A 21,946-nucleotide genomic window follows, 5' to 3' on the forward strand; every position below is an offset into this window, starting at 1 on the left:
TTCAGTCGGGCGGGTCCGCGGTCGGCGTGGTGATGGTGGCAAGCGCGTCGTCCAGAGTCGCCCGGTTGGTCGGGCGCACGACGCGGGCGAGTTCCTGCCCGTCGCGCAGGAAGATCAGCGTGGGCCACAGCTTCACGCGGAACGACCGGCCCAGCGGGCGACCTGGGCCGTCCTCGTCCCAGATGACCGGGAGCTCGGGGTGTTCGGCGAGGGCGGGCTTGATATGGCGCTCGGCACCCAGGCAGGAGCCGCACCAGTTCGTGCCGAAGGCCACCACGGCCGGCCCGGCCAGCGCGTCGATCTCGTCGCGGCTCGGCTGCTGCTCCAAGTACTCGCCCATCGCCCGAGCATGCCTGACCAGCAGCTGGATTCCGGGCCGGGGGGGTCTGTCGCCGAGGAACGGGGGAATCGGTGTCAGTTGCCGGGGAGGTACAGCTCGTTCTTGGCGGTGAGGACGGCGAGGTCGGTGGTGGGTCCGGTGAGGTCGGCTTGTCCGGGTATGTCGATCCATTCCGATCCTTGGATCGACACCTGACCCTTGAGCACGGTTTCGGCGTGGACACCGTAGGTGCCGGATGTTGTGTAGGCCTTGACGATGTCGCCGGTGGGGTAGGTGCCGCCCAGGCTGGTGGTAGGTCCCATGCTGGTGCCATCGCCGAAGTCGTAGGTGACCGAGTCGAAGAGCGGCTTGATGCGGACCTCGAGGTCGAACCAGTTTGCCGGGTTGAGCGTGTCGATCTCCTCCGGCTCGTAGCCCGCCTCGCTCCAGGCCATCGCGAACCAGTTGTCGAGCCTGATCAGGGTGCGGCCATTCACCGGTTGAACGCTCACCCCCGGTTCGGCGAACGGGGTCCGGTGAAAGGCCGCTTCGATCATGTCCATTGTTGGTGTCCTGGGGCCTGGAACCAATCGTGGCCAACACGTCCAACCAATATTGTCCCAAGGCATCGATGTTGAGCGAATTCGCCGAAAAACATACGTTGCTGGACCTAGCCCGTTTTCTGGGGAGTTTGCAGCGCACATGGTAAGGGCCCTAGTGCAAAGTTGATCTTGGTCGACCTGATGCGCGTTAGTGCCAGGGCAGTGTGTCGACGTCTCATATTCGTAACGGACACCGGGCGCTGCTCCTTGAACACCCCCGCCGCCGCTGCCCATCGAAATCAGGGCAGTCGCTGTGATCGCCCCGGTGTCGGTCTCGGTGCAACGCGGCGGAAGGCAATCCTCAGCCCGTGCCGTTTCAGGAATGACGACGCCAAGAACGAAGATCACCCAAGCCGCGAAAACTCCGCTAGCCCGCCGCAACGGAATCTACCTGCCACTGGTCGGTCCACTTGAGGTTGACTACGCGCGTCGCCAACTCCCGCGGCAGGGACTGCAGCACCTTGCCCTTCTCGTCCACGACAGTTGTGGGGAGGAAGTCCACGCGAGTGAGAATTGCAGCGCTTCCCTTGCTGTTGAAAATGAACTCCGTACTTTCTACGGTCAAGGTGCTGTTCGTATACCTGTGGTTATCGGCAACGAGCTCGCGCGCACCGGTCACGGTCGCTTCACACGCATCGCACGACGGGGCTGACAGTCCGACCAGCAGGTCGGGATCAGGCTTTGTCAGGGCGTAGTTGGTCGCCGCCCAGTAGTACTCGACGAAGGCCACCGCCCCGGCGTCCGTTTGCTTCTTCGCCGCAGGCGGGAAGGTGGGCTTGACGGGGACGTACGCGGACGTGGTGGAGCTGGACGACGACGTGCTGCTGGACGACGACGTAGTGCTGCTGGTTGTCGACGACGTCGTCGAACTCGAGGGGGACGTGGTCGTGCTGGGATCGTCGCTGCTATTGCAGCCGGCCACCAGGCCGGCAGCGAGCGCGGCCACGGCGGCCGCACGGGCCGGGGGGGTGGGCGTCATACGCATCATCAAGGGTCCCTCCGAGTCGCGGGCTCCCGGGCCCGCCACGCAACGTTCGACCTACACCTTCACCGACAACGCGCGTTTCCGCCACCGGAAGGACGACTTATCCACAGGCCGGGCCTGACAGGATCGCCCCATGCGACGCTCGGACCGCCTCGGACGCGGGGCCGCGGTGGGCTATGCCGCCCTCGGGACGCTGGCAGCGCTCGCCTACACGACCAGGATCGTCCCGCCGTGGGCGGACAAGACCATACCGGCATATGTCGGCGTGGCGCCGGGGGTGGCGCTGCTGGCATACCTCTGGTGGCGCCCCCCGATCTGGGCCCGCGGAAGCCTGGCGAACGGCGAGCCGACGCACAATATGCTGCTCGTCGCCCTCAGCATCGTCATCCTCCTCATCGCCGGCGCCCTCGGCAGCATCGCCGGCGCGGCCGCGCTCGGGGCGCACAGCCTCCCGGATCGGCCCGCGGAGGCGGCGGCGGTCGGGTTCGTCCCGTGCTCGGGCCGTGGCTGCTATCAACGCGTCACGATCGAGGTCGGCGGCGAGCGGATCACCGCGCGCTATGCCGGCGCCAACTCGCCGGGCGTCGTCGCGACGGTCGGTGCGCCCTTCGTCTACGACCCCGCCGACCCGACCCACCTGATGCCGCGCCCGGCCTTCGAGTATGGCCGAACCGACGCTCCCCGAACCGTCGCCATCTCGGCGCTCGCCATCGCTCTGGTCTTCGTCGTCGCCTTCATCCGCAGCGTCCGTCGCAGCTGACGACGGGGTCTGCTGACCAAGCCCCCCGCGGGTGCGTATGCCGCGCTACACCTTCGCCTTGCGCCACCCGGCCGCGACGGCCTCGGATTCGGAGCAGAACCACCGCTCGCCCTTGCTCGGGTCGATCTCCGCATCGTCGTAATAGCGCTGTCCTGGAACGTGATAGATCTTCTCGCCGTCCCTGGCGATATTGCCCTTGATATTGCAGGTGTTCGACTTCGGTTGCGGCGTCGTCGGCCGTGGCGTGGACGGCGCCGGCTTGGTCGGGGCGGGCGGGTTGACGAGCGGCGCGGCCACGGTCGGCTTGGGCGCGGGATTGCAGGCGACGCTCCAGATGCCCAGCTTGGACTTCTTCGCCGAGCGCTCGGCGGCGAGGAAGTCGTCGCGCTTCGCGTAACTACCGCGCGGCACGTACTCGCGCGCGAGCCCGTCCTGCAGCAGCGACTGGGCCGCATACGTGCCGTCGGCGAGCACGACGTGGCGGATGAACCGGCCGTACTGATCCTTGTCCGGCTGCTTCGGATCGCGGCGCAGGGACACCGACTTGCTCTGGACGAGCGACTGCATACGGCTTGCGGCGCCCTGCGCCTGACATTCGCGCGTGCTGAGCTCCGGCGCGTCGATGCCCAGGATGCGCACGCGGTAGCTGGTGCCGTTGATGCGGACCTTGATGGTGTCGCCGTCGATGACTCCGCTGACGTGGTACATCGTCGGCCCGTCATCGGTCGTCGCTGATGATGTCGCCGTTTCCGAGGGCGTCGGCGCGGGCGCCGCCGTCGCGGTGCTCGTCGGGGCCGCGGGCTTTGCCGTTGTGGTGACGGGTTGTGCCACGGGCTTCGCTGTCTCATCCTCGCCAAATGCGTTGCCCAGTATGCCGATTGCGAAGACGCTCGCCAGGCCGCCGGCCACCCACTTGCGCTTCCGCGACCACGGCTTCCGGGCGGCGGTCAGGGCTGGGTTCGTCGTGTGATTCGAGGAGCTGGAGTATGCCGATGCCCGCGCCGCATCCGCCGGTGCGGGTCGGCGGGGCGACGGTGCGGGGGCGTCAACGACGTGGGTGGTCCACTGCATACCGTCCCAGTAGCGGAGACGGTTCGCCTGACCGGGATCGGGATACCAGTCAGCCGGGGGGTTTGCCATGGCGGGCCTCTCAACTGCGCGCGCCGAGGTGGTGCAGCGGGTTAGCCGCGAGTTTCACACAGTTACCGGCGGGGAACAACGCGCCCGCGAGGGTAGCAGCGGCGGATCCGGTTTGCCCTCCGACCGAGCCATGCCGCACACTATGACGGCTACGCGCAAGTGGCGGAACGGCAGACGCGCTGTCTTCAGGTGGCAGTGTCCTTACGGGCGTGGGGGTTCAAATCCCCCCTTGCGCACACTGGGTAGTTCACGAAAGAACTGCCTGTAGGTTCACGAAACTCCCGGTCAGGCTCGTCCTGGCCGGGAGTTTTCGCATTGGTGTGCAGGTGGGCAGTAGTCGCCGTCGTGAGGCTCCGGAAGTGTCCGGTGGAGTCACTCCGGGCACGAAAATGCCCCTGCCGGGTGCGTCCGGGCAGGGGCTATCGCGGGAAGTGTCAGGTGATGGGTTCGAAGGAGTCCGGTCGGGCCGGTGAAGTCGATCTGGTCGGCGCTCGTCCCGGGGGTTGCTTGCGCCGTTTGGGACGACGGGCGAAGTCTCGGCGGCGGTGCCGCGCCGGTCGGGGTGTGGGCTTGGGCGTGAGCGGCTCGCTGGCGTCAGTCGGCGCGGCGAGGTCGTAGCCGTAACGCGAGAGCAGGACCGAGGCGTTCACCGCCGCCAGGATGAACGCGAGCAGGATGCCGGTGCGACGGGTTCCCATGACTCTGGTGCTGCCGCGCCGTAGTTCGGCGTGGTGGACCTTGAGGTTGGCGTTGGCGGACTCGACGGCGGAGCGTCGTCCGTAGGACGCTTTCCAGGCTGTCGTTCCGTAGAGCAGGCGTTGGCGGGTGGCGGAGTAGTCCTCGGGTCCGAGAGTCACGGTCGTCCCGCATGCACACGGCTCGCCCTCGACGCATGGGGTGGTCGGTCGCTTGGCCGGGTCGAGTCGCATTGACGCGGGTGTGTTGGGGCAGCGCACTCGACCGGTCAGTGCTGGGCCTCGATAACGCTGGGTGCCCCGTTCACGGTCGGGCTTGCCCAGTGGGGTGAAGGCGTAGGGGGCGCGTTCGTCGTAGGTGGCGCACAGTGTGTCGGTCTGCTCCGCTGTCATGCCGAGCGAGAAGGCGGACAGTTTGTGCAGCCTCTTCGGCAGGTGGGTGACGAACAGTCCGCCGTCGAGATAGAAGGTGCCGGGGATCGGGCCAGGTCGGGTCTTGCGTTGTGAGGTGTGCAGGTCGATCACCTGGTCGATGCCCAGGCGGTGGATCGGCAGCGCCCAGCGCTGGCTGTCCAGGTAGGTGTATCCGCGATCCGCGAGCAGAGTGGTGCACGCTGGTCCGCCGTCGAGGGCGTCAAGGACGGCGCGGCCAGCCGTCGCCTTGTCGGAGCCTGCTGGTGCGAGGGACGCGGCTCGTACCAGCGGCGGGCATCCGCGCTCACCGAGCGCAGGTGTGTCCACGGCCAAGTGGAGGTCCCACCCCACGAAGACTCCCTTGCGGGACTTGTTCTTACCAGCGCGGTAGCCGTCGCGGGCGTCGGGATCGACACTGTGCTGGAGCCGACCGTCGTCGCCTGCACGCGGCCAGCCGGGTTCGTTCACGGTGGGTTTGGCTGGTTCGAAATCATCCTCGGGAAGGGCAGTAGCCGCGACATCGGGCTTCATGTGGTGCTTCCACGAACGGCGTCGATAGTGCGTCTCGTAGTCGGTGGAGTCCAGCGACAGGGTGCTCGTTCGCGTGATCTGGGCTGGGATCAGTCCGGTTGCCACTCGTGTCATGAACGCGGTGAGGTCGATACTCAGTCGGGGCGGCAGAACCTCGCCGGTCAACGGGTGCACCCGCTCTGTCATCGCGACATCAAGGTCGGCCACGGCTGACTCGATCTGGGCGTAGGTCATCGGCTTCGTCATGGAGAGGCTTGCACGCTGGGCGTCGCTCAGACGCTCAGCCACACCCATAGCGCGGGACAGCAGCAGTGAGCCGTTGCCTTCCAATGCGGTGATCGCTAGGACGGTGAGAATCGCTCTCCACGGCTGGACGCGCCGACGCCCAGTACGGGAGGTCATCTCCGCCTGGATGACAGGCTCGACGCCGCTCGCGTTGACGACGGCCAGTCCCCGCACGAACGTCTCTGCACTGACGCAGCGCTCGGTGATCATCGACCTGCCGCCTTGTGCATGTACTCATTGCCAGTCCACCGGCCCTCGACGTAGGGGGCGATGACCTCCAAGGACTTGGATGAGACGGTCCCCGCGATGACCATGAACTCGCTGACACGCAGGTCATGGGTGAGCACCGTCGCCATCCATGTCGTCCGAAGGCGCGGTGCGGTGAGCGTCGGCAGGTGCGACGGAATCTCGATCCCGCGACGAAGACCGGTGAACGGGTCTCGCCTGCTGCGATTCCACTGACCGATCAGCGGGCCGATGGGATGGGCGCGGCAGAGGGCACGCAGGCGCTCGGCGTAGATGTCGAGCACCGGCACGGTTCGGTCTTCGAGGAAGATCGCGGTGAGCCCGCTTGATCTCTCGCACTGCACATCGGAGGCGGTGCAGTCGAGCACCTCACGTGGCTTCAGCCCTGCTCCCAGCCCGAGCAGCAGCATCGCGCTCATGACCCGCTGGCGATGTTCGGTTGCTTGCTGTGCGGCGGCTTCCCAGAAGCCGGTGACTTCGGCGGGCGTGTATGGCGGCTTCAGGTGGACATGCCCCTGGAATGGTTGCGGTTCCCCAGGCCAGGGGGCCTTGGTAGTGGCCGCGCGACCGACCCTGCGCAGCACCGACCGCTCGTTGGCGCGGGTGCGCCGGGTGGCTCCGGCGCGTGCGCCGCCGATGAACCGCTCGGCACGCTCCGGCTGGAAGATCGCCTCCGGGTCGAGCGCAACACCGTCATCCTCAGCCCACGAGACGAAGCCTGACACCACCCGGAGCGCGAAGTGCGCACCGTGGATGGAGTCATAGCCGGTCGCGGCGACGGCCTCGGTGACCAACGGCCTGATCCGTCGCCACTGGTCGCCAGTGATCCGCGCCGGGGTCGGGCGGTAAGTAGCCAGCACCTCGGGCACGGTCGTCACGACACGGCCCTGAATGACGAGGTGCTGACGTGGCATGGCTTCTCCGGAGTGGTCTTTAAAGTCCACTTACCGTAGCACCCAAACCAGACCGCGCAAGAACTCGTTACGCTCACGACGTGCCTAGGTCCGGTGGTGATGAGATGCCGCGCTCGTACGTGGCATCCGGGTCGTGGCCGGACGCCAGGCTGGTTAAGACTGCTCCTCCGTCCGCGCGCTACGGGATCGTGTTCGCCCGCCGCCTTCGAGACGCCATGGCACTCCAGGACCTCAACCCGAACTCGCTCGGGCGCTCCAGCGGTGTGTCGCGCAAGACCATCGAGCGGACCCTGATCGGTGAAGTACTTCCGGCTTTTGGGGCCATTGCCCGACTGGAGGATGCGTTGGGCGTCGATCTGTGGCCTGGACCCGAGGTCCGGGCGAGCAAGGATGGGCACGGGACAGGCTGAGCGAAGCCCTTGGCCAGCGCTCGGCGGTGCCATATCCTCAGAGGTGGTTCCAAGACCTTGGGGACGGCTCTCACCGCTGGTGGGGGCCTTCTCTTTTGTCCGCGCCGGAGGGCGCGTCAGCATCGTTCGATCAGCCCCCCGGTCGCTTCGGGAGGGCCGTCGCGCGATACACGCCGCGACTCAGGCGTTCGACTTCGCCTCGCCTGTAAAGCCTGGCGAAGGCGGCGTCGACCTGGTCGGCGGTGATCTGGGGGTACTGGCGCTGGACAGCAGCACGGACGGCGTACGTCTGGACTGTCTTCCCGCCGTGCAGATGCGAGCGCAGCAGGTCTGCGAGATTGGCTACGCCTGCGCTCCGCACCCTCGCGGCCATGCCGTCGCCGGGTCGGGTGTTTCGTGGCGCGCGCGCCGTGCCGAGAGTGCGACGGATCGCAGCCCAGTCAGTGGTGGTCGGAGCCGTACGCCCACGCCTGGCTGCTGCCTGGATGATCCGGTCGAGCGTCACGACATCGGCGCGGATGCGCGACTCGATCTGCGCGATCTCGTCCATGTCAGGCTCCTTCCGGTGGGCTGCGGGTTTCGCGGGCACCCAACCTTCACCCGAACCCTGCTCCGACCCTGCCTCTCGACCGGAATCCCGGTCCTTGCGTAGCACCTCTGGTTGCAAGGACTCGGTGAGGCGGCGTTGAAGGACCGGCCCGATGCGAGGACTGGCCAACGCGTCGCTGATCTCTGGCAGAGTCACCCAGCGCGCACCCTGAAGCGTGAGGCGGAGGCGCTCCCGCCCCATGCCGAGTTCTGTTGCCAGCACTTCGTACGCCGCGCGTCGATGACCTCCCGCGTCTTCGCCCGCGTTGAAGGACAGTGTTTCCGGATCACCCATGGCGTCAAGGAGTGCTGCGGTGAAGGCGACAGCCAGGGCGTCGGTCAGGTCGATGGGCTCCACCCTCTGCTGCGCGACGGCAGTCGTCCACTCGTCCCGCCCGGTCAGGCGATGCCGGTCGCGCGGACCGTCACTCCCAAACCGAGGCAAGGAGTTCGTCCATGCTCTGGCCCCAGGTGCGAGACAGGATCAGCCAAGTCCGTAGATCGCCCTGAGTCGCTCCCGTGCCGATGTTGATCAGCGTTCGTCGGCTAAGCCCGCTCGCCTGTGCGAGGTCGTCGTAACTCTGCCTGGACTCGTGTCTGAGCCGGTTGAACACCTCGCGAAGTCGCGTGAGATCAGGGTCTGGCGGGAGGTCGGTTTTCACCCTCTTACTGCACCGGGACCGTCATAGTTGGCGCAGTGCATGACCTTGCACTAGATGGTGCAAGGTGCTTCACTAAGGGTCCTTAACGACCGACGACCGGGAGCGTCTCGAATGAGCCAGATTCGTTTGCTGACAAGGACTGTGGGACGAAGAGAGGCCCTGAGGTGCCTGGGGTTGGGGGTGCTCGGCGCGGCGAGTGTCGCGGCGCTCAGCGCCTGTGGCGAGGAGGCGGACAGACCGTCTGGTGGTTCGTCGGTCGCGGCGCAGACACTGAGCGCGTTTCTGCAAGGGTCGTGGGCGGTGTCGTTCCCTTTGGACACGGAGCGTGAGTCGTTCGTTGTCGAGATCAAGGACGGCACCTGGCGCGTGCCAGACGGCCCGATGAGCGAGGAGCAGAAGGGCGGCTCCGGCACCTGGCAGTACGCGGGCGGAACTCTCCAGATCGTCAACTGGAAGGGCGACGACTCCCTCGGCACTGCGACCGGCGTCCCCGAGGAAGTCGGTGACGCGCTGCCCTCGACCGTGCCCTGGACCTGGAAAGGTACGGCCACCTCGTCCGCAGCCAGCCTGTCGATTTCCCTGAACTGGGATAAGGCGAAGAAGGCTCTGACGATCACCGGCACCGACGCGAACGGCGAGCCGTTGGTGATCGAGGCGAGGCGATCCTGATGCAGACCTCCACCAAGGCAGCCCTCGGTGCGGGAGGCGCGGCGCTCGTCGGCGGTGCGGTCGGACAGGGGCTCGGCGTCGTCCGCACGGCTCGGCGGATGAATGAGCAGATCGACGCTGATCTCGCGTTCCTCGCCAGGCACGGCTACCTACCAGATGTTCAGCCATACCTGCCGCCCACGGGTTCTCGCCCTTGCGGCAAGGTTGCGATCTTCCTGCGCTGCTGGGCGATTGGATCGCTCGGCATCTTCCTGCTGATCCTGCTCGGCAGCGTGCTGGCGACGGTGGCCGCGAACGACCCGGAACACCCGGTGGCCCTGGCCGTCGTCGGTGGCGGGGTCACCGGCCTGTTCGCTGGCATCCTTGGCGGCTGGCTTCCCGGCCTGATCCTCTTCGCGATCCTCGGCACACGCGAGAACGTGAGGCGTGCAGTCGGCGTGGTGCTGGATGAGTTCAGTGACTACTGGGACGCCCGCACCGAGGCAATGCACGCAATCCCGCAGGGCCGCGACCCTCGCGTCGCCCGCCAGTTCCTTGCGTCTTACAGGCTTCCCGTCGATGACGACTGACGGTCAGCCGCTGCCTCCTTGGCTGGCTCGGCTTGAAGCAGAGATCGAACGGGAAGACGCCGAAGACGCTGTGGCTGCCGAGGTCGCGCCGATGCCGGAGATCAGGACCTACGAGGGCTTTGCCCGTGGCGGCGTGGTGCCACGGCTGGCGGGAGACCTGAGCGACACGGAGGACTAGGCATCTCACCGAAGCACCCCAGCCCATACCATCAGTCACAAGTTTGACGGTCCCCGCGTTCATCGGGGGCGATGGCGCGGCAGGAGACCCGGTGGCAGCACGAGGAACGAAGACGAGCGCGCTCGGACTGGAAGACGCGCTCTGGGAGTCAGCCAACCGGCTTCGCTCGTCGATGGATGCAGCCGAGTACAAGCATGTGGTTCTCGGCCTGCTCTTCCTGAAGTACGTCTCGGACAAGTTCGAGTTCCGTCAGCAGCGGCTCGCGAAGTTGGTTAACGACGAGTCGAGCGACTACTTCATGCCGACCGAGGACGCGCGGCAAGCCGTTCTAGAGGACCGCGACGAGTACACCGCAGAAGGCGTCTTCTGGGTGCCCGCTGGTCACCGCTGGTCTGATCTGCGCAAGGTGGCGAAGCAGACTGACATCGGGCAGCGCATCGACGGGGCGATGGAAGCGATCGAAAAGGAGAACCCGTCGCTGAAGGGCGTTCTCCCGAAGAACTACGCGCGCCGCGAACTCACTGCCGCCACGCTGGGCGGGCTGATCGACACCTTCTCCCGGGACGACCTCGCCGCCGCCGAGCACTCGGGTTTGGATGTGCTGGGCCGGGTGTATGAGTACTTCCTCGCTCAGTTTGCCTCCAACGAAGGCAAGAACGCGGGCGAGTTCTACACGCCCCGGTCGGTCGTGTCGTTGCTGGCCGACATGCTGCGCCCGTACAACGGCAGGGTGTTCGACCCGTGCTGCGGCTCGGGCGGCATGTTCGTGCAGGCCGAGCACTTCGTGGAGACCCACGGCGGCAACCGCAATGACATCTCCGTGTTCGGCCAGGAGAGCAACCCCACCACGTGGCGGCTCGCGAAGATGAACCTCGCCATTCGCGGCATCGAGGCCAACCTCGGCGCGGAGTGGGCCGACTCGTTCCACGACGACCAGCACCCGGACCTGCGCGCCGACTTCATCATGGCCAACCCGCCGTTCAACATCTCCACCTGGGGTGGCGAACGGCTGGCCGACGACCCACGTTGGGTGTACGGCACCCCGCCGCCAGGCAATGCGAACTACGCCTGGCTCCAGACCATGCTCGCCCACCTGTCACCGACCGGAACGATGGGCGTGGTCCTCGCCAACGGGTCGCTCACGGTGAACTCGTCGGGCCAGGGCGAGATCAGGCAGCGGATGGTCGATGCCGACGTGGTGGAGTGCGTCGTCGCGATGCCTTCGCAGTTGTTCTACGGCGTGCAGATTCCCGTGTCCCTGTGGCTCTGCACCAAGGACAAGTCCGGCAAGAAGACCAAGAGCGGTCAGATTCGGCGGCCCCGGTTCGGCGAGGTGCTGTTCATCGACGCCCGCGACCTCGGCTACATGGAGAACCGCACTCACCGCACCCTCTCACCCGAGGACACCGCTCGAATCGCTGACACCTACAACGCTTGGCGCGGTGACCCCGACCTGCCCCCCTACGAGGACGTGCCTGGCTTCTGCGCTTCGGTGACGAAGCAGCATGTTGCGGACGCGGGCTACGCGCTCAGCCCCGGGCGCTACGTCGGCACGGAGGAAGCCGAGGACGACGGCGAACCCATCGAGGAGAAGATCGCTCGGCTCAGTGATGAGATTCGCGAAGGGTTTGCGCAGCGGGCGACGCTTCAGGGGGATATTGAGGTTGCACTAGACGCGCTGACGGTCGAATGATGGTGGATTGGGTGCTGACGTCGCTCGGTGAGTTCTGCTCGATCACTATGGGTCAGTCGCCGGCTGGCGCAGCAGTGAATCGCAACGCCGATGGCCTCCCACTCCTCAACGGACCTACGGAGTTTGGGCCGCGCCATCCGGTTCCGGTGCAGTGGGCTAGTCATTGGTCGAAGGAGGCCGAGGCGGGAGACCTACTCTTCTGCGTCCGCGGCAGCACCACTGGGCGGATGAACTGGGCTGATCAGAAGTATGCAATCGGTCGCGGCATCGCCTCCATTCGGGGGAAGAACCCCTCTGACACCCGCTTCGCGCGTGCCGTCATCGACCTGAGGCTTGCGGGCCTATTGCAGCAAGCGACGGGATCGACTTTCCCGAACCTCAGCCGGGGTCAGTTGTCCGAGGTTGACTTCCTCTGCCCTCCGAAGGCTGAGCGGGAGCGGATCGCGGGGATGCTCGGGGCCTTCGATGACCTCATCGAGACGAACCGCCGCCTGGCTACGGACCTGGAGAACTTGGCCCGAGCGCTGTCATCCCGCCCACTGGGCCGGGTTCCTCTAGTCGATGTCGCAGACGTGCCCCGCCTTGTGCAGCGACGCCCAGAAGGGTTTGTCGACCATTATTCGATCCCGGCCTACGACGCTGGCTACCTCGCTTCCCGTGAGCCCAGCGAGTCGATCTTGTCCGGCAAACAGATGCTAGACGCCGACTCGGTGCTTATTTCGAGGCTGAACCCGACGAGCGAGCGCACTTGGATGGTCTATCCGGACGTCGAAGTGCGCGCCGTCTGCTCCCCCGAGTTCGCTGTGGTCCGAGGTACTAAGGAGTTGCCCACCGAGGTCCTCTGGGCTTTCGCGAGTAGTCGAGAGTTTTGGGACCAGATGCGCGGCTCAGTCGGAGGAACGACGAACAGTCGTCAACGAGTAGACAAGGCTGCAATCCCGACCTTCGAGGTGCCCGACCCGAAGGAACTATCCAGGCGGGAGGTCGCGACGATCCAGACTTGCGTGCGTTCGGCAGTGGAACTGCGGCGGGAGGCCGCCGCTGTGAGCAGTCAACGCGATGAACTGCTGCCGCTCCTGATGTCGGGCAAGGTGCGCGTGCGTGACGCGGAGGCAACGGTCTTATGAGTGTCGCGGAGGCGGAGTTTGAGACCTGGGTGCTGGAGATGCTTGCGGAGCAGGGTTGGCGGACCGTTCATGGGCCGGACATTGCCCCGGGCATGCTCGATGCCGAGCGCTCCGACTACCGCGAGGTTGTCCTCGAAAGACGCCTCCGGGACGCCATCTATCGGCTGAATCCGAACGTCCCAGACGATGCGGTCGAGGAGGCGATCAAGACTGCCGTCCGACCGGAATCATCCGTGATCCAGTCGGAGAACTGGCGTGCGTACGAACTGCTGACCCAAGGCGTCCCGGTGGAGTACCGCGACGACGAAGGCGTGTTGCGGAACGTCCGCGCGCGGCTGATTGACTGGGCCGACCCGCTCAGCAACAACTTGATCGCGGTCAACCAGTTCACCATCCAGGGGCCGAAGAAGGAGCGCCGCCCCGATGTGGTGCTGTTCGTCAACGGGCTTCCCCTCGGCCTGCTGGAGTTGAAGAAGCCCGGGGCGCAGAACGCAACGATTACCAGCGCGTACGCCCAGATTCAGACCTACAAGGCCCAGATTCCCGACCTGTTCACCTGGAATGCGGGTGTCGTCATCTCCGATGGGTTGCTGGCTCGGATGGGCACGCTGACCGCGCAGGCCAACCACTTCCAGGCGTGGAAGACCACCGACGGGCAGAACCTCGCCACCAAGTACCGCCCGGAGATCGAAGTCATCGTCGCGGGCTTCCTCAACCCCGAGGTGTTCCTGGACTGGACGCGCAACTTCCTCGCGTACTCCGGCGACGGCGCAAAGATGACCAAGATCGGCGCGAAATACCACCAGTACTGGGCCGTCCGGAAGGCCGTCCACCAGACCATCGAAGCGGTGGAGAACGATGGCCGAGCCGGGATCGTCTGGCACACCCAAGGGTCCGGAAAGTCATTCGAGATGGCCTGGACTGCGGGTGCGCTGATGCGCCACCCTGCCATGGACAACCCGACCCTCCTGGTGCTCACCGACCGCAACGACCTCGACCACCAGTTGTTCGAGGACACCTTCGCCGCCACCAAGATCGGCGCACCGTTGCCCGAGGCCCCTATCCAGGCGGAGACCCGAGCCGAGTTGAAGACCCTCCTGTCCGGGCGACAGTCGGGCGGGATCGTGTTCACCACGATCCAGAAGTTCGGCCTGTCCAAGGACGAACGAGACGCCGGAATCGCGTTTCCCACGCTGTCCGAGCGGATGAACATCGTCGTGATGGTCGATGAGGCCCATCGCTCCAACTACGACTTCATCGACGGGTTCGCCCGCCACCTACGCGACGGTCTGCCGAACGCCACCTTCATCGGCTTCACCGGCACGCCCATCGAGGCCAAGGACCGCTCCACGACAGCGGTCTTCGGAGACGTGATCGACACCTACGACCTCACGCAGGCAGTCGAGGACGGGGCGACGGTCAAGGTCCTGTACGAGGCTCGCCTGGCGAAGGTGCGCCTGCCGGAGGACGCACTCGCCCAGATCGACAACGCCTTCACCGAGGCCGTCTCGGGCAGCGAGGACGAGGCTCAGGATCGGTTGAAGTCTCGCTGGTCTCGGGTCGAAGCCATCGTTGGCTCAGATGAACGGCTGACCGAGTTGGCCGCAGACATCGTGGCCCACTGGGACAAGCGCAAGGAGGTCATGCCCGAGGCCAAGTGCATGATCGTCACGATGTCGCGGCGCATCGCCGTCGATCTGCACGACAAGATCGCTTCGCTTCGACCCGACTGGGCCACCGACGACGACGCCACTGGGAGAATGAAGGTCGTCATGACTGGCTCTGCCACCGATCCGGAGCACTGGCAGGACCACATCCGGAACAAGGCCCAGATGCGCGCCCTGAAGGCTCGGGCCTCGGACCCCGACGACGCGCTTGACGTGGTGATCGTGCGGGACATGTGGCTGACCGGTTTCGATTCGCCCGCCATGACGACCATGTATGTGGACAAGCCGATGCGCGGCGTCTCTCTCATGCAGGCGATCACCCGGGTCAACCGGACCTTCCGCGACAAGCCTGCTGGCCTGATCGTGGACTACATCGGCATCGCGGAGGACCTGAAGACGGCCCTGGGCGACTACACGCAGCGTGACCGCGACAACGCCCAGGTGGGTGCCGACATTGAGGCAACTGCGATCCCGGAGATGGAGAACGAGCACGACATCGTGTGCTTAATCCTGTCCGGCTTCGACTGGCGGCCCCTCGTCGCGGAGAAGACCCCCAAGGCGTACATCAACGCCGTCATGGCGACGGTCGAATGGCTGCTGGAGCAGGAACACGCCGAGGACGCCTTCGAGGGGCTCGACGGCGACGAGACCGAGAAGCGCAAGGAACTGACGGTCAAGCAGCGGTTCGTCGCCCACGTGGCGCGCCTGAGGTCGTTCTTCTCTCTCGTACCGGCATCTGACGCAGCCACGGCTATCCGTGATGACGTGGCGTTCTTCGACGCGGTGCGTGCCGCCATCGCCAAGATCGAGGGTGCGGGCCGGGGTGCTACGGATGCCGGGGCTGAGTTGGATACGGCGATCCGGCAGATCGTGTCCGAGAACATGACCGGCACCGGCGTGGTGGACATCTACGCCGAGGCAGGGATCGCCAATCCAGACATTTCGCTGATCGACGACGCGTTCGTGAAGAAGATCAGCGAGTCCGACCGCCCCAACATCCAAATGGAAGCCCTGAAGCGACTACTGAACGCCGAGATCAGAGCCATCGCGGGGCGCAACCTCGTCAAGGGCAAGCAGTTCTCCGAGATGCTCAACGCCTCGCTGCTGCGCTACCAGAATCGCAGCCTCGACACCGCTGCGGTCGTAGCCGAACTGGTTCGCCTCGCCCAGGCGCTGAAGGCCGAGCAGGAACGCGGTCGCGAGACTGGCCTGACCGACAACGAACTCGCCTTCTACGACGCGCTCCGAGATAACGAGTCCGCCCGCGAGGCGATGCAGGACGAGACACTGAAGAAGATCGCCCACGAACTCACCGACATCGTGCGCCGCGACGCCAAGACCGACTGGAGCGTCAAGGAGCAGGTCCGCGCCAAGTTGCGCACCACGATCAAGCGGCTACTGCTGAAGCACGGGTACCCACCCGACAAGACCCCCGACGCCACCGAGTTGATCTTGAAGCAGGCCGAGACCATCGGACATGAGGTCGACGCCTCGACGCTGAGGAGAGGAACGGCGCTATGACCGCGAATCTGACCGATGGGTTCGACCAGTTCTATCGGCCCACGGCGGAGCGTGAGACGCGAGCATTCGAGGAAGGTCTCATCGTGCTGGATGCCAACGTTCTACTCCACGTGATGCGGTACTCCCCAACCGCGCGTGAAGAGTTGCTCGGCGTCATCGAAGCGATTGCCGACCGATGCTTCGTGCCTCATCAGATCGCGCTGGAGTACAACCGGAACCGAGTGAGAGTGGTTGCGGATCGCCGTAGCGAGTTGGACGCCGCCGCGACGGAGATTGATGACATTCGCAGCAAGGTGCGCAAGGTCGTCAACAACCTCCGCGATCGAAGGACGTTGAGTCAGGAAGAGGTAGGCACCCTCGAGGCCGCGGTCACAGACTTCTTCGCCGCGCTCGAAGCCGCGTCAAGTGATGCAGCCGACCAGTACGACCTGGACGCAGACAGGCTCGTCGGCCAAGTAGACGAGTGGACCGCACGACTAGAAAGAGCACTCACCGAGAAAGTCGCTCCACCACCGGATGACCAGGTGCACGGGAAGGATGTCCTTGAGGCGGACCGGCGTCGAGGTGCTGGCCTTGCGCCCGGCTTCAAGGACAAGGCGGGGGGCGATTACCTCTGGTGGGCCGAGGTGATGCGATGCGAGTCGCTGTCGGGAAAGCCCCTAGTGGTCGTGAGCGACGACGCTGCCAAGGGCGACTGGCGCTACGAAATGCGCGGCATTCCCGTAGGTCCCCATTCCATTCTGGCGGATGACGTTCGACAGGCCGGAGGGACCGACTTGGTTCTGCTCACGACACGCGACCTGTTGCGCCTGGCTGAGCAGGCTGGTGCCAGCCCTGTGTCTGAATCAACACTTGCTGAATCCGAGAAGGTGCTGGTAGAGCGACGTGAACCGTGGTCGCTCGCGGGCTACGTCGCATTGATCCGGGCGCTTGCCCATGATGGTTACCACACCCGCGCGGCGGTGATTCGGTCGGCGTCGAATGCCGGTGGGCACCTTGACCGAAGTGACGTCTACGAGATCATTGGCGCGTCGGAGGACGAGAGGTCGCTGCGTCAGTTTGCGACGCCGGTCCAACGCCTAACTACCTCGCTCGTGGCTAAGGGCCTAGTTAGCCCTGGCGTTGAGGCTGCCCTCTGGGCTGAGTATGACGGGCCGGGCAAGGCCATCGGCTACTCCACGCCCACGGAGTTCGGTCCGTTCGAACGAGTTCTGAGCGATGCGGAGCGGATCGTTCGGGATCTGGCGGCGACGGATTGGGAGTCCCGGGAGCAGGTGATGGCTCAAATGCGCACGGCGATCCGTCGCTCCGTACTCGCCCACGTCGCCCCTGACGACGCTGGAGAGATTGCCGAGTCGCTACTCGCGTGGGCTGTGGCGTCACGCGCAGATGGAGGCTCGGCGTCTTTGGGCGCGACTCCAAACCAAGAAGTGTCTGACGAAAGCAGGGCGGAGGCCGATGATGTCTGAGACCTTTGGCCACCATCCTTGGACAGTCAGCGATCTCGTTGCCGGGGTGGATTCCGGTCGTGTCAGACTGCCGGACATCCAGCGACCGTTCGTGTGGTCTAACGCGAAGATTCGCGACCTGGTGGACTCGATGTACCGAGGGTTCCCAGTCGGGCAACTGATGTTCTGGGAGAACGCAGACGAGTTGCATGCCCGCAGCATCGGTGTTGATGCGAAGACACAGGGCGCGTCGATGCAGGTCATCGACGGTCAGCAACGGCTGACCTCGCTGTATGCCGTGGTCAAGGGGGTGGCTGTCCTGCGCGAGGACTACTCCGAGGAACGAGTGGTCATCTCGTTCAACCCGCTGACCGAACGCTTCGCCGTACCGGACAACGCGATCCGACGTTCCAGCGACTGGGTGCACGACATTCGCGCCGTCTTCGAATCACCCATCGACGCACGATCCGATTACATCGAGGGGCTGGAGCAGGCTCGCGGTGGCGAGCGGCTGGAGAGGAGCGCCGAGCGAGAGATCGAAGAGGCGATCAATCGGCTCAACCACGTGCTCGCCTATGGGTTTCAGGTCGTGCAACTCAAACCCAATGTCAGCCGCGAGACAGTCGCGGACATCTTCGTGCGGATCAACTCCGAAGGTGTCAAACTCTCCTCCACCGACTTCATCCTCACCTGGCTGTCGGTCTTCTGGGAGCAGGGACGCCAAGAACTCGAAGACTTCGCCAAGGCGTCGCGCTTCACCCCGCAGGAGTTGACCCGGATTCAGGGCGAGCGGGTGGCGTGGACGCCGAAGAATGCCTTCTTGACGCTCGACCCCGGTCATGTACTCCGTGTCGTCGTGGCCGTGGGCAACAAGCGGGCACAGTTGCAGGACGCCTACAACGCTCTGCGTGGACGTGACAGGCGCACCCGACAGATCGTGCCGGAAGAGCGGGAACGTCAACTTGCCCTGCTGAAGACGGGGCAAGCGCACGTTCTGAAACCCCACCATTGGGACGAGTACTTGAAGGTGATCGAGCGCGCAGGCATGCGCACGAGCGCCATGATCACCTCGAAGAACGCTGTCCTCTTCGGGTACGCCATCTGGCTGCTCGGGCGGGTCGAGTTCGGTGTGCCTGTGGACGAACTTCGAGAACTGATGGCGCGGTGGTACTTCATGGCGCAGATCACCGCCCGCTACTCCGGTAGCGCGGAGACGAAGGGGCAGGAAGACATCAATCGTCTCGACGCGCTGGAGCGCACCCCGGCGCAGTTCCGCGATGCGATCACGGGCCAGATCGAGACCAACCTGACCGATGACTGGTGGCGGGTCACCCTCCCCGAGGACTTGCACACCTCCAACACCACAGGTCCCGCCTACACGGGGTACCTAGCGGCTTTGACGATCCTCGATGCCGAGGTGCTGCTGTCCACTCTCACTGTCAAGGATTGGCTCGACCCGTCGCGGCGACCTGTGAAGGGCGTCGAGAAGCACCACCTCTTCCCGAAGGACTACCTGAAGCAGCGACTCGGGTATACCAGCACGCGGCAGATCAACCAGGTCGCGAACCAGGCGCTGGTCGAGTGGTCCGACAATATCGACATCTCCAGCGACGCCCCCAACGAGTACTGGACTCAGCAAGTCGATGACAAGGGGATGGGTGAAGAACGGCTTGCGCGCCAACGTTGGTGGCACGGACTGCCGGACGGGTGGACGGACCTGACGTACGAGGAGTTCTTGGATCAGAGGCGGCGGTTGCTGGCCGAGGTGACCCGTGAAGGATTCCGCAAGTTATCGGACCCGAACTACCGCCCCAGCCCCGCCGTGGTCACCCCGCCAACCGTCGAGGCAGCACTGCCCACTTTCGAGCAGATGGTCCGATCCGGGACCATCCCGCCCGGCACGTTCCTCATCTCTACCGATGGTCAGAGCGACTCAATCGCCGAGGTCACCGAGGACGGCGCGATCGTCTTGGACGAAGTTGAGTATCGCTCGCCCGATGATGCGGCTCGTGCTGACGGAGCGCATGAGGTCGATGGTTGGCTGTATTGGAGTGCGGAACTGGAAGAGACAGTGTTGCTCGACGATCTCCGGCGTGGAACCTCTCACGGCCCATCTGGATAGCCCGCGGAGCGCACCTTCGCCAACTCCGTTTGCGAAGGTGCCCGACCCTCTCTCGCGCTGGGCTGTACAAAGCCGACATCCAACTAGGTACTCGATCCCACCGGGCAGATGATGTAGTACCTGGTCAGCGCGTTGTGTGAACTACCCACACTGTGATGTCTCAGGACATCGGAAACCCCTGAACCCCTCGTTCAGGGGTCTTCTGGTGTTCGGGGTTGGTAGCGGGGGGTGGGGTCGAGGGTGAGTTCGCGGATGATTTCGTCCGTGGTGGCGTGGATGACGCTGATCTGAGGTCCTGGACTATGGATTAGGACGGGTTGACCGTTGCGGGCTCCCAGACCCTCCGCATCACCGGCCTGTCCAAGAGCCAGGTCTGGTGAGGGCCAAGGAGCTCGACGAGCACGTTGGGCAGTTCCGCACCCTGCCGCCTCCAGGATCCGGGACCGTTCACCTTCGTGCTGCCCACGCCCTGGTCCTCAAGTTCCGCGAAGGCGGCCGTGTCGGGCCCGGGCACGTCTTTGTCGCCGGCGTCAACAACGATGGACACCGCGAGATCCTCGGCGTGCAGGTCACCATCAGCGCAGACGGCGCGGGCTGGCTCGCCTTCTTCAGGGATCTGACCGCCCGCGGACTGGCCGGGGTCAAGCTCTTCACCTCCGATGCCCGCGCTGGGCTGGTCTCCGCGATCGGTCACACGAGAAACTCCCCACCGTCGCTGACCGCCCCGAAGGCGCCCGCGCCGAGATCCTCGCCTTCACGGTGTTCCCCAAGGCAGCTGTGGCGTCAGATTTGGTCGAATAACCCCAATGAGCGGCTCAACCGCGAGATCCGCAGGCGGACCGACGTGGTCGGGATGTTCCCCGACCGGTCCAGCATCATCCGGCTCGCCGGCGCGGCCCTGGCCTGGGGGCACCTTCCGCTTGCGGGGAGCAGCACGACGAGTGGGCCGAAGGCCGCCGCTACCTCGGGCTCAATGTCCTCGCCCGAGCCCAAGCCGTCGACACCCAGCGCCAACAGGAGGTGAACGCCGAACTCGCACTCCAGGCCCTCCACAGACTGACCGACACGCCCAACCGAGGGATCAACCTCGTACGCCACCCCAGCGGACTTGACTCACACAACCTCAAGCGAGTCTGTTTCTGGCATCGAGGGGTTGACGCACTCATGTTTCGAGAGGACGCTCGTAGTGTGACCGACCACCGTCCCCCCGGCACCGACAAGGGCCGAGATCAGCGCTGGGCGTGCCCAGTCGACGGGGAGCGCAAGCGGTCCAGTGCTGCACCGAAGTGTGACAAGCACGGCAAAGTAATGCGGCGTTTGCCCTAGCCCTTCGTCGGTTGCGACGCCTCGTAGGCATCGTCCATGAAGCCGAGGGTGACGCCGTAGCCGCGAGCGCTGGCGATGGCGGCGTGGTAGCTAGTGAAACAAACGGCCATAAACATCGTCGGCGCTATGGCGACCTGTTCAAGACCCAAGGGCCAGAGGATGACGATGGAAGCGACGGTCAGAGTCAGCGCCACGAACACGAGAGTGCAATACATCTCGAGCCGCGTTCGAAACTGATCGTGTTGCGCTCGGACAGAGATGGGGACGAGTGGCCGGCATCTCATCACGAAGGTGCCCAAGTTCCCTTGAGTGTTTCTCAGACCGTCCTCGGCGGAGCGAAGAACATTGCCCAGGCGCGTGGGGAGGATCCGGTTCTCCACCGGATAGTCCGCCCGGGCGCGCACTAACCCCTCCACGCGCCGCAAAGCCTCTGGGCGGCACCGATCTGACCACTCGAGTTCGCCGACTTTTGAATCTAAGTGTTCCGGAAAGTCCTTACCGCGTGAAGCCAGTTCCAATGCCTTGATGACGTCCTTGGGAGTGTCCACTTTCCAACGATCCTTTGACTCACGGAAAGCCGCGCGCGCGGCGGCCTTGGCGAGGCGATCGAGGCGATTCTTGCGCTTCACTTGCCAGCGAATGAGGACCCGCGCAAGCCACTGTGCCGGGCCTCGCCGGTGCCAGTAGCCCTCCAGGAGCTGGATGGACTCAAACGCAAAGGCCTGTGTGAGCAGGGTCGCAACGACCAACGTTGGTACCGCCAAGAGGGCGAGGCCCCAGATGCCGTCCTTGTTCGTCAGCTCGGTGGCTGCTCTGGCGACGTTCAACGAGCCGATCTTCCGAAACTTCAAGAGGAAGGTGAGTCCCAAGGTCAGGAAGGTCGCCGGCAGCCAGGCGCTCAGGGACAGCTGATTCAGAACCCTAGCGGCGAAGGCGGAAACTCCCTCGGGCTCTGGAGTCACCGGCTCCGAGAAGTCGGGCATCTTCGGGTCCTTCACAAGGACAGCGTGGCAACCATCCGAGCAACCGTCGTGCGGACACGCCGCCGCCGTGGCCACCGCCAGTATCGCCCAGT

The 21,946-nt window shown here is 65.1% G+C and carries 18 protein-coding genes, 1 tRNA gene and 1 pseudogene; 12 read left to right on the plus strand and 8 right to left on the minus strand.

What is annotated here, in order from left to right; translation table 11 throughout:
- Nucleotide 1: 1 nt before the first annotated feature.
- The 3 genes from ABD225_RS08060 to ABD225_RS08070 all read right to left on the minus strand — a co-directional run bounded on the left by ABD225_RS08060 (nucleotide 2) and on the right by ABD225_RS08070 (nucleotide 1,843).
- Nucleotides 2-340, minus strand: coding sequence for a thioredoxin family protein (locus ABD225_RS08060; RefSeq protein ID WP_344083299.1), 339 nt, complete (start codon nucleotides 338-340; stop codon nucleotides 2-4).
- 74 nt (nucleotides 341-414) lie between these two features.
- Nucleotides 415-882 (minus strand): hypothetical protein, encoded by a 468-nt coding sequence (locus ABD225_RS08065; RefSeq protein WP_344083301.1) that lies wholly within the window; start codon nucleotides 880-882, stop codon nucleotides 415-417.
- A gap of 406 nt (nucleotides 883-1,288) precedes the next feature.
- On the minus strand, nucleotides 1,289-1,843 hold the full coding sequence (locus tag ABD225_RS08070) for a DUF6318 family protein (RefSeq protein ID WP_344083345.1): 555 nt from the start codon (nucleotides 1,841-1,843) through the stop codon (nucleotides 1,289-1,291).
- A 196-nt stretch (nucleotides 1,844-2,039) separates the two neighbouring features.
- On the opposite strand from ABD225_RS08070, the gene ABD225_RS08075 reads away from it, so the two are divergent.
- Nucleotides 2,040-2,666 (plus strand): hypothetical protein, encoded by a 627-nt coding sequence (locus ABD225_RS08075; protein ID WP_344083303.1) that lies wholly within the window; start codon nucleotides 2,040-2,042, stop codon nucleotides 2,664-2,666.
- 45 nt (nucleotides 2,667-2,711) lie between these two features.
- Here ABD225_RS08075 and ABD225_RS08080 read toward each other — a convergent pair whose 3' ends face one another.
- Nucleotides 2,712-3,806: a thermonuclease family protein gene (locus ABD225_RS08080; RefSeq protein ID WP_344083305.1), complete on the minus strand. Its 1,095-nt coding sequence runs from the start codon at nucleotides 3,804-3,806 to the stop codon at nucleotides 2,712-2,714.
- Between the two features lie 153 nt (nucleotides 3,807-3,959).
- Between ABD225_RS08080 and ABD225_RS08085 the strand changes: the two genes are divergently transcribed.
- Nucleotides 3,960-4,042: transfer RNA gene (locus tag ABD225_RS08085), tRNA-Leu, on the plus strand.
- 198 nt (nucleotides 4,043-4,240) lie between these two features.
- On the opposite strand, the gene ABD225_RS08090 is transcribed toward ABD225_RS08085, so the two are convergent.
- Nucleotides 4,241-5,941, minus strand: coding sequence for a hypothetical protein (locus ABD225_RS08090; RefSeq protein WP_344083307.1), 1,701 nt, complete (start codon nucleotides 5,939-5,941; stop codon nucleotides 4,241-4,243).
- Complete coding sequence (locus ABD225_RS08095) at nucleotides 5,938-6,891, minus strand: hypothetical protein (RefSeq protein ID WP_344083309.1); 954 nt, start codon at nucleotides 6,889-6,891, stop codon at nucleotides 5,938-5,940. The genes ABD225_RS08090 and ABD225_RS08095 overlap by 4 nt, the downstream gene beginning before the upstream one ends.
- A 104-nt stretch (nucleotides 6,892-6,995) precedes the next feature.
- Here ABD225_RS08095 and ABD225_RS08100 point away from each other — a divergent pair, with 104 nt between their 5' ends.
- Nucleotides 6,996-7,301 (plus strand): helix-turn-helix domain-containing protein, encoded by a 306-nt coding sequence (locus ABD225_RS08100; protein WP_344083311.1) that lies wholly within the window; start codon nucleotides 6,996-6,998, stop codon nucleotides 7,299-7,301.
- Nucleotides 7,302-7,431: 130 nt separating this feature from the next.
- Here the strand turns inward: ABD225_RS08100 and ABD225_RS08105 are convergent, their stop codons facing one another.
- Nucleotides 7,432-8,247 carry a hypothetical protein gene (locus ABD225_RS08105; protein WP_344083313.1) on the minus strand — a complete coding sequence of 272 codons (816 nt, stop codon included), beginning with the start codon at nucleotides 8,245-8,247 and terminating at the stop codon, nucleotides 7,432-7,434.
- 478 nt (nucleotides 8,248-8,725) lie between these two features.
- On the opposite strand from ABD225_RS08105, the gene ABD225_RS08110 reads away from it, so the two are divergent.
- From ABD225_RS08110 to ABD225_RS08150, 9 genes and pseudogenes are all read left to right on the plus strand, one after another.
- On the plus strand, nucleotides 8,726-9,220 hold the full coding sequence (locus ABD225_RS08110; RefSeq protein ID WP_344083315.1) for a hypothetical protein: 495 nt from the start codon (nucleotides 8,726-8,728) through the stop codon (nucleotides 9,218-9,220).
- Nucleotides 9,220-9,789 (plus strand): hypothetical protein, encoded by a 570-nt coding sequence (locus ABD225_RS08115; protein ID WP_344083317.1) that lies wholly within the window; start codon nucleotides 9,220-9,222, stop codon nucleotides 9,787-9,789. Before ABD225_RS08110 ends, ABD225_RS08115 begins: the two co-directional genes overlap by 1 nt.
- Entirely contained in the window at nucleotides 9,779-9,967 is a 189-nt protein-coding gene (locus ABD225_RS08120) for a hypothetical protein (protein ID WP_344083319.1), read from the plus strand. The genes ABD225_RS08115 and ABD225_RS08120 overlap by 11 nt, the downstream gene beginning before the upstream one ends.
- 91 nt (nucleotides 9,968-10,058) lie before the next feature.
- Nucleotides 10,059-11,660 carry a class I SAM-dependent DNA methyltransferase gene (locus ABD225_RS08125; protein ID WP_344083321.1) on the plus strand — a complete coding sequence of 534 codons (1,602 nt, stop codon included), beginning with the start codon at nucleotides 10,059-10,061 and terminating at the stop codon, nucleotides 11,658-11,660.
- Nucleotides 11,660-12,787, plus strand: a complete 1,128-nt coding sequence (locus tag ABD225_RS08130) for a restriction endonuclease subunit S (RefSeq protein ID WP_344083323.1) — start codon at nucleotides 11,660-11,662, stop codon at nucleotides 12,785-12,787. Before ABD225_RS08125 ends, ABD225_RS08130 begins: the two co-directional genes overlap by 1 nt.
- Entirely contained in the window at nucleotides 12,784-15,975 is a 3,192-nt protein-coding gene (locus ABD225_RS08135) for a type I restriction endonuclease subunit R (RefSeq protein WP_344083325.1), read from the plus strand. The genes ABD225_RS08130 and ABD225_RS08135 overlap by 4 nt, the downstream gene beginning before the upstream one ends.
- A complete protein-coding gene (locus ABD225_RS08140) occupies nucleotides 15,972-17,444 on the plus strand; it encodes a PIN-like domain-containing protein (RefSeq protein ID WP_344083327.1) in 1,473 nt (490 codons plus the stop codon). Before ABD225_RS08135 ends, ABD225_RS08140 begins: the two co-directional genes overlap by 4 nt.
- On the plus strand, nucleotides 17,437-19,545 hold the full coding sequence (locus tag ABD225_RS08145) for a GmrSD restriction endonuclease domain-containing protein (RefSeq protein ID WP_344083329.1): 2,109 nt from the start codon (nucleotides 17,437-17,439) through the stop codon (nucleotides 19,543-19,545). The genes ABD225_RS08140 and ABD225_RS08145 overlap by 8 nt, the downstream gene beginning before the upstream one ends.
- A gap of 335 nt (nucleotides 19,546-19,880) precedes the next feature.
- Nucleotides 19,881-20,446, plus strand: a pseudogene (locus ABD225_RS08150) (transposase); the annotation flags it as partial.
- Between the two features lie 421 nt (nucleotides 20,447-20,867).
- On the opposite strand, the gene ABD225_RS08155 reads toward ABD225_RS08150, so the two are convergent.
- On the minus strand, nucleotides 20,868-21,869 hold the full coding sequence (locus tag ABD225_RS08155) for a hypothetical protein (protein WP_344083331.1): 1,002 nt from the start codon (nucleotides 21,867-21,869) through the stop codon (nucleotides 20,868-20,870).
- Nucleotides 21,870-21,946 lie beyond the last annotated feature (77 nt).

The organism is Nostocoides veronense (assembly GCF_039531185.1).
GTDB lineage: Bacteria > Actinomycetota > Actinomycetes > Actinomycetales > Dermatophilaceae > Nostocoides_A > Nostocoides_A veronense.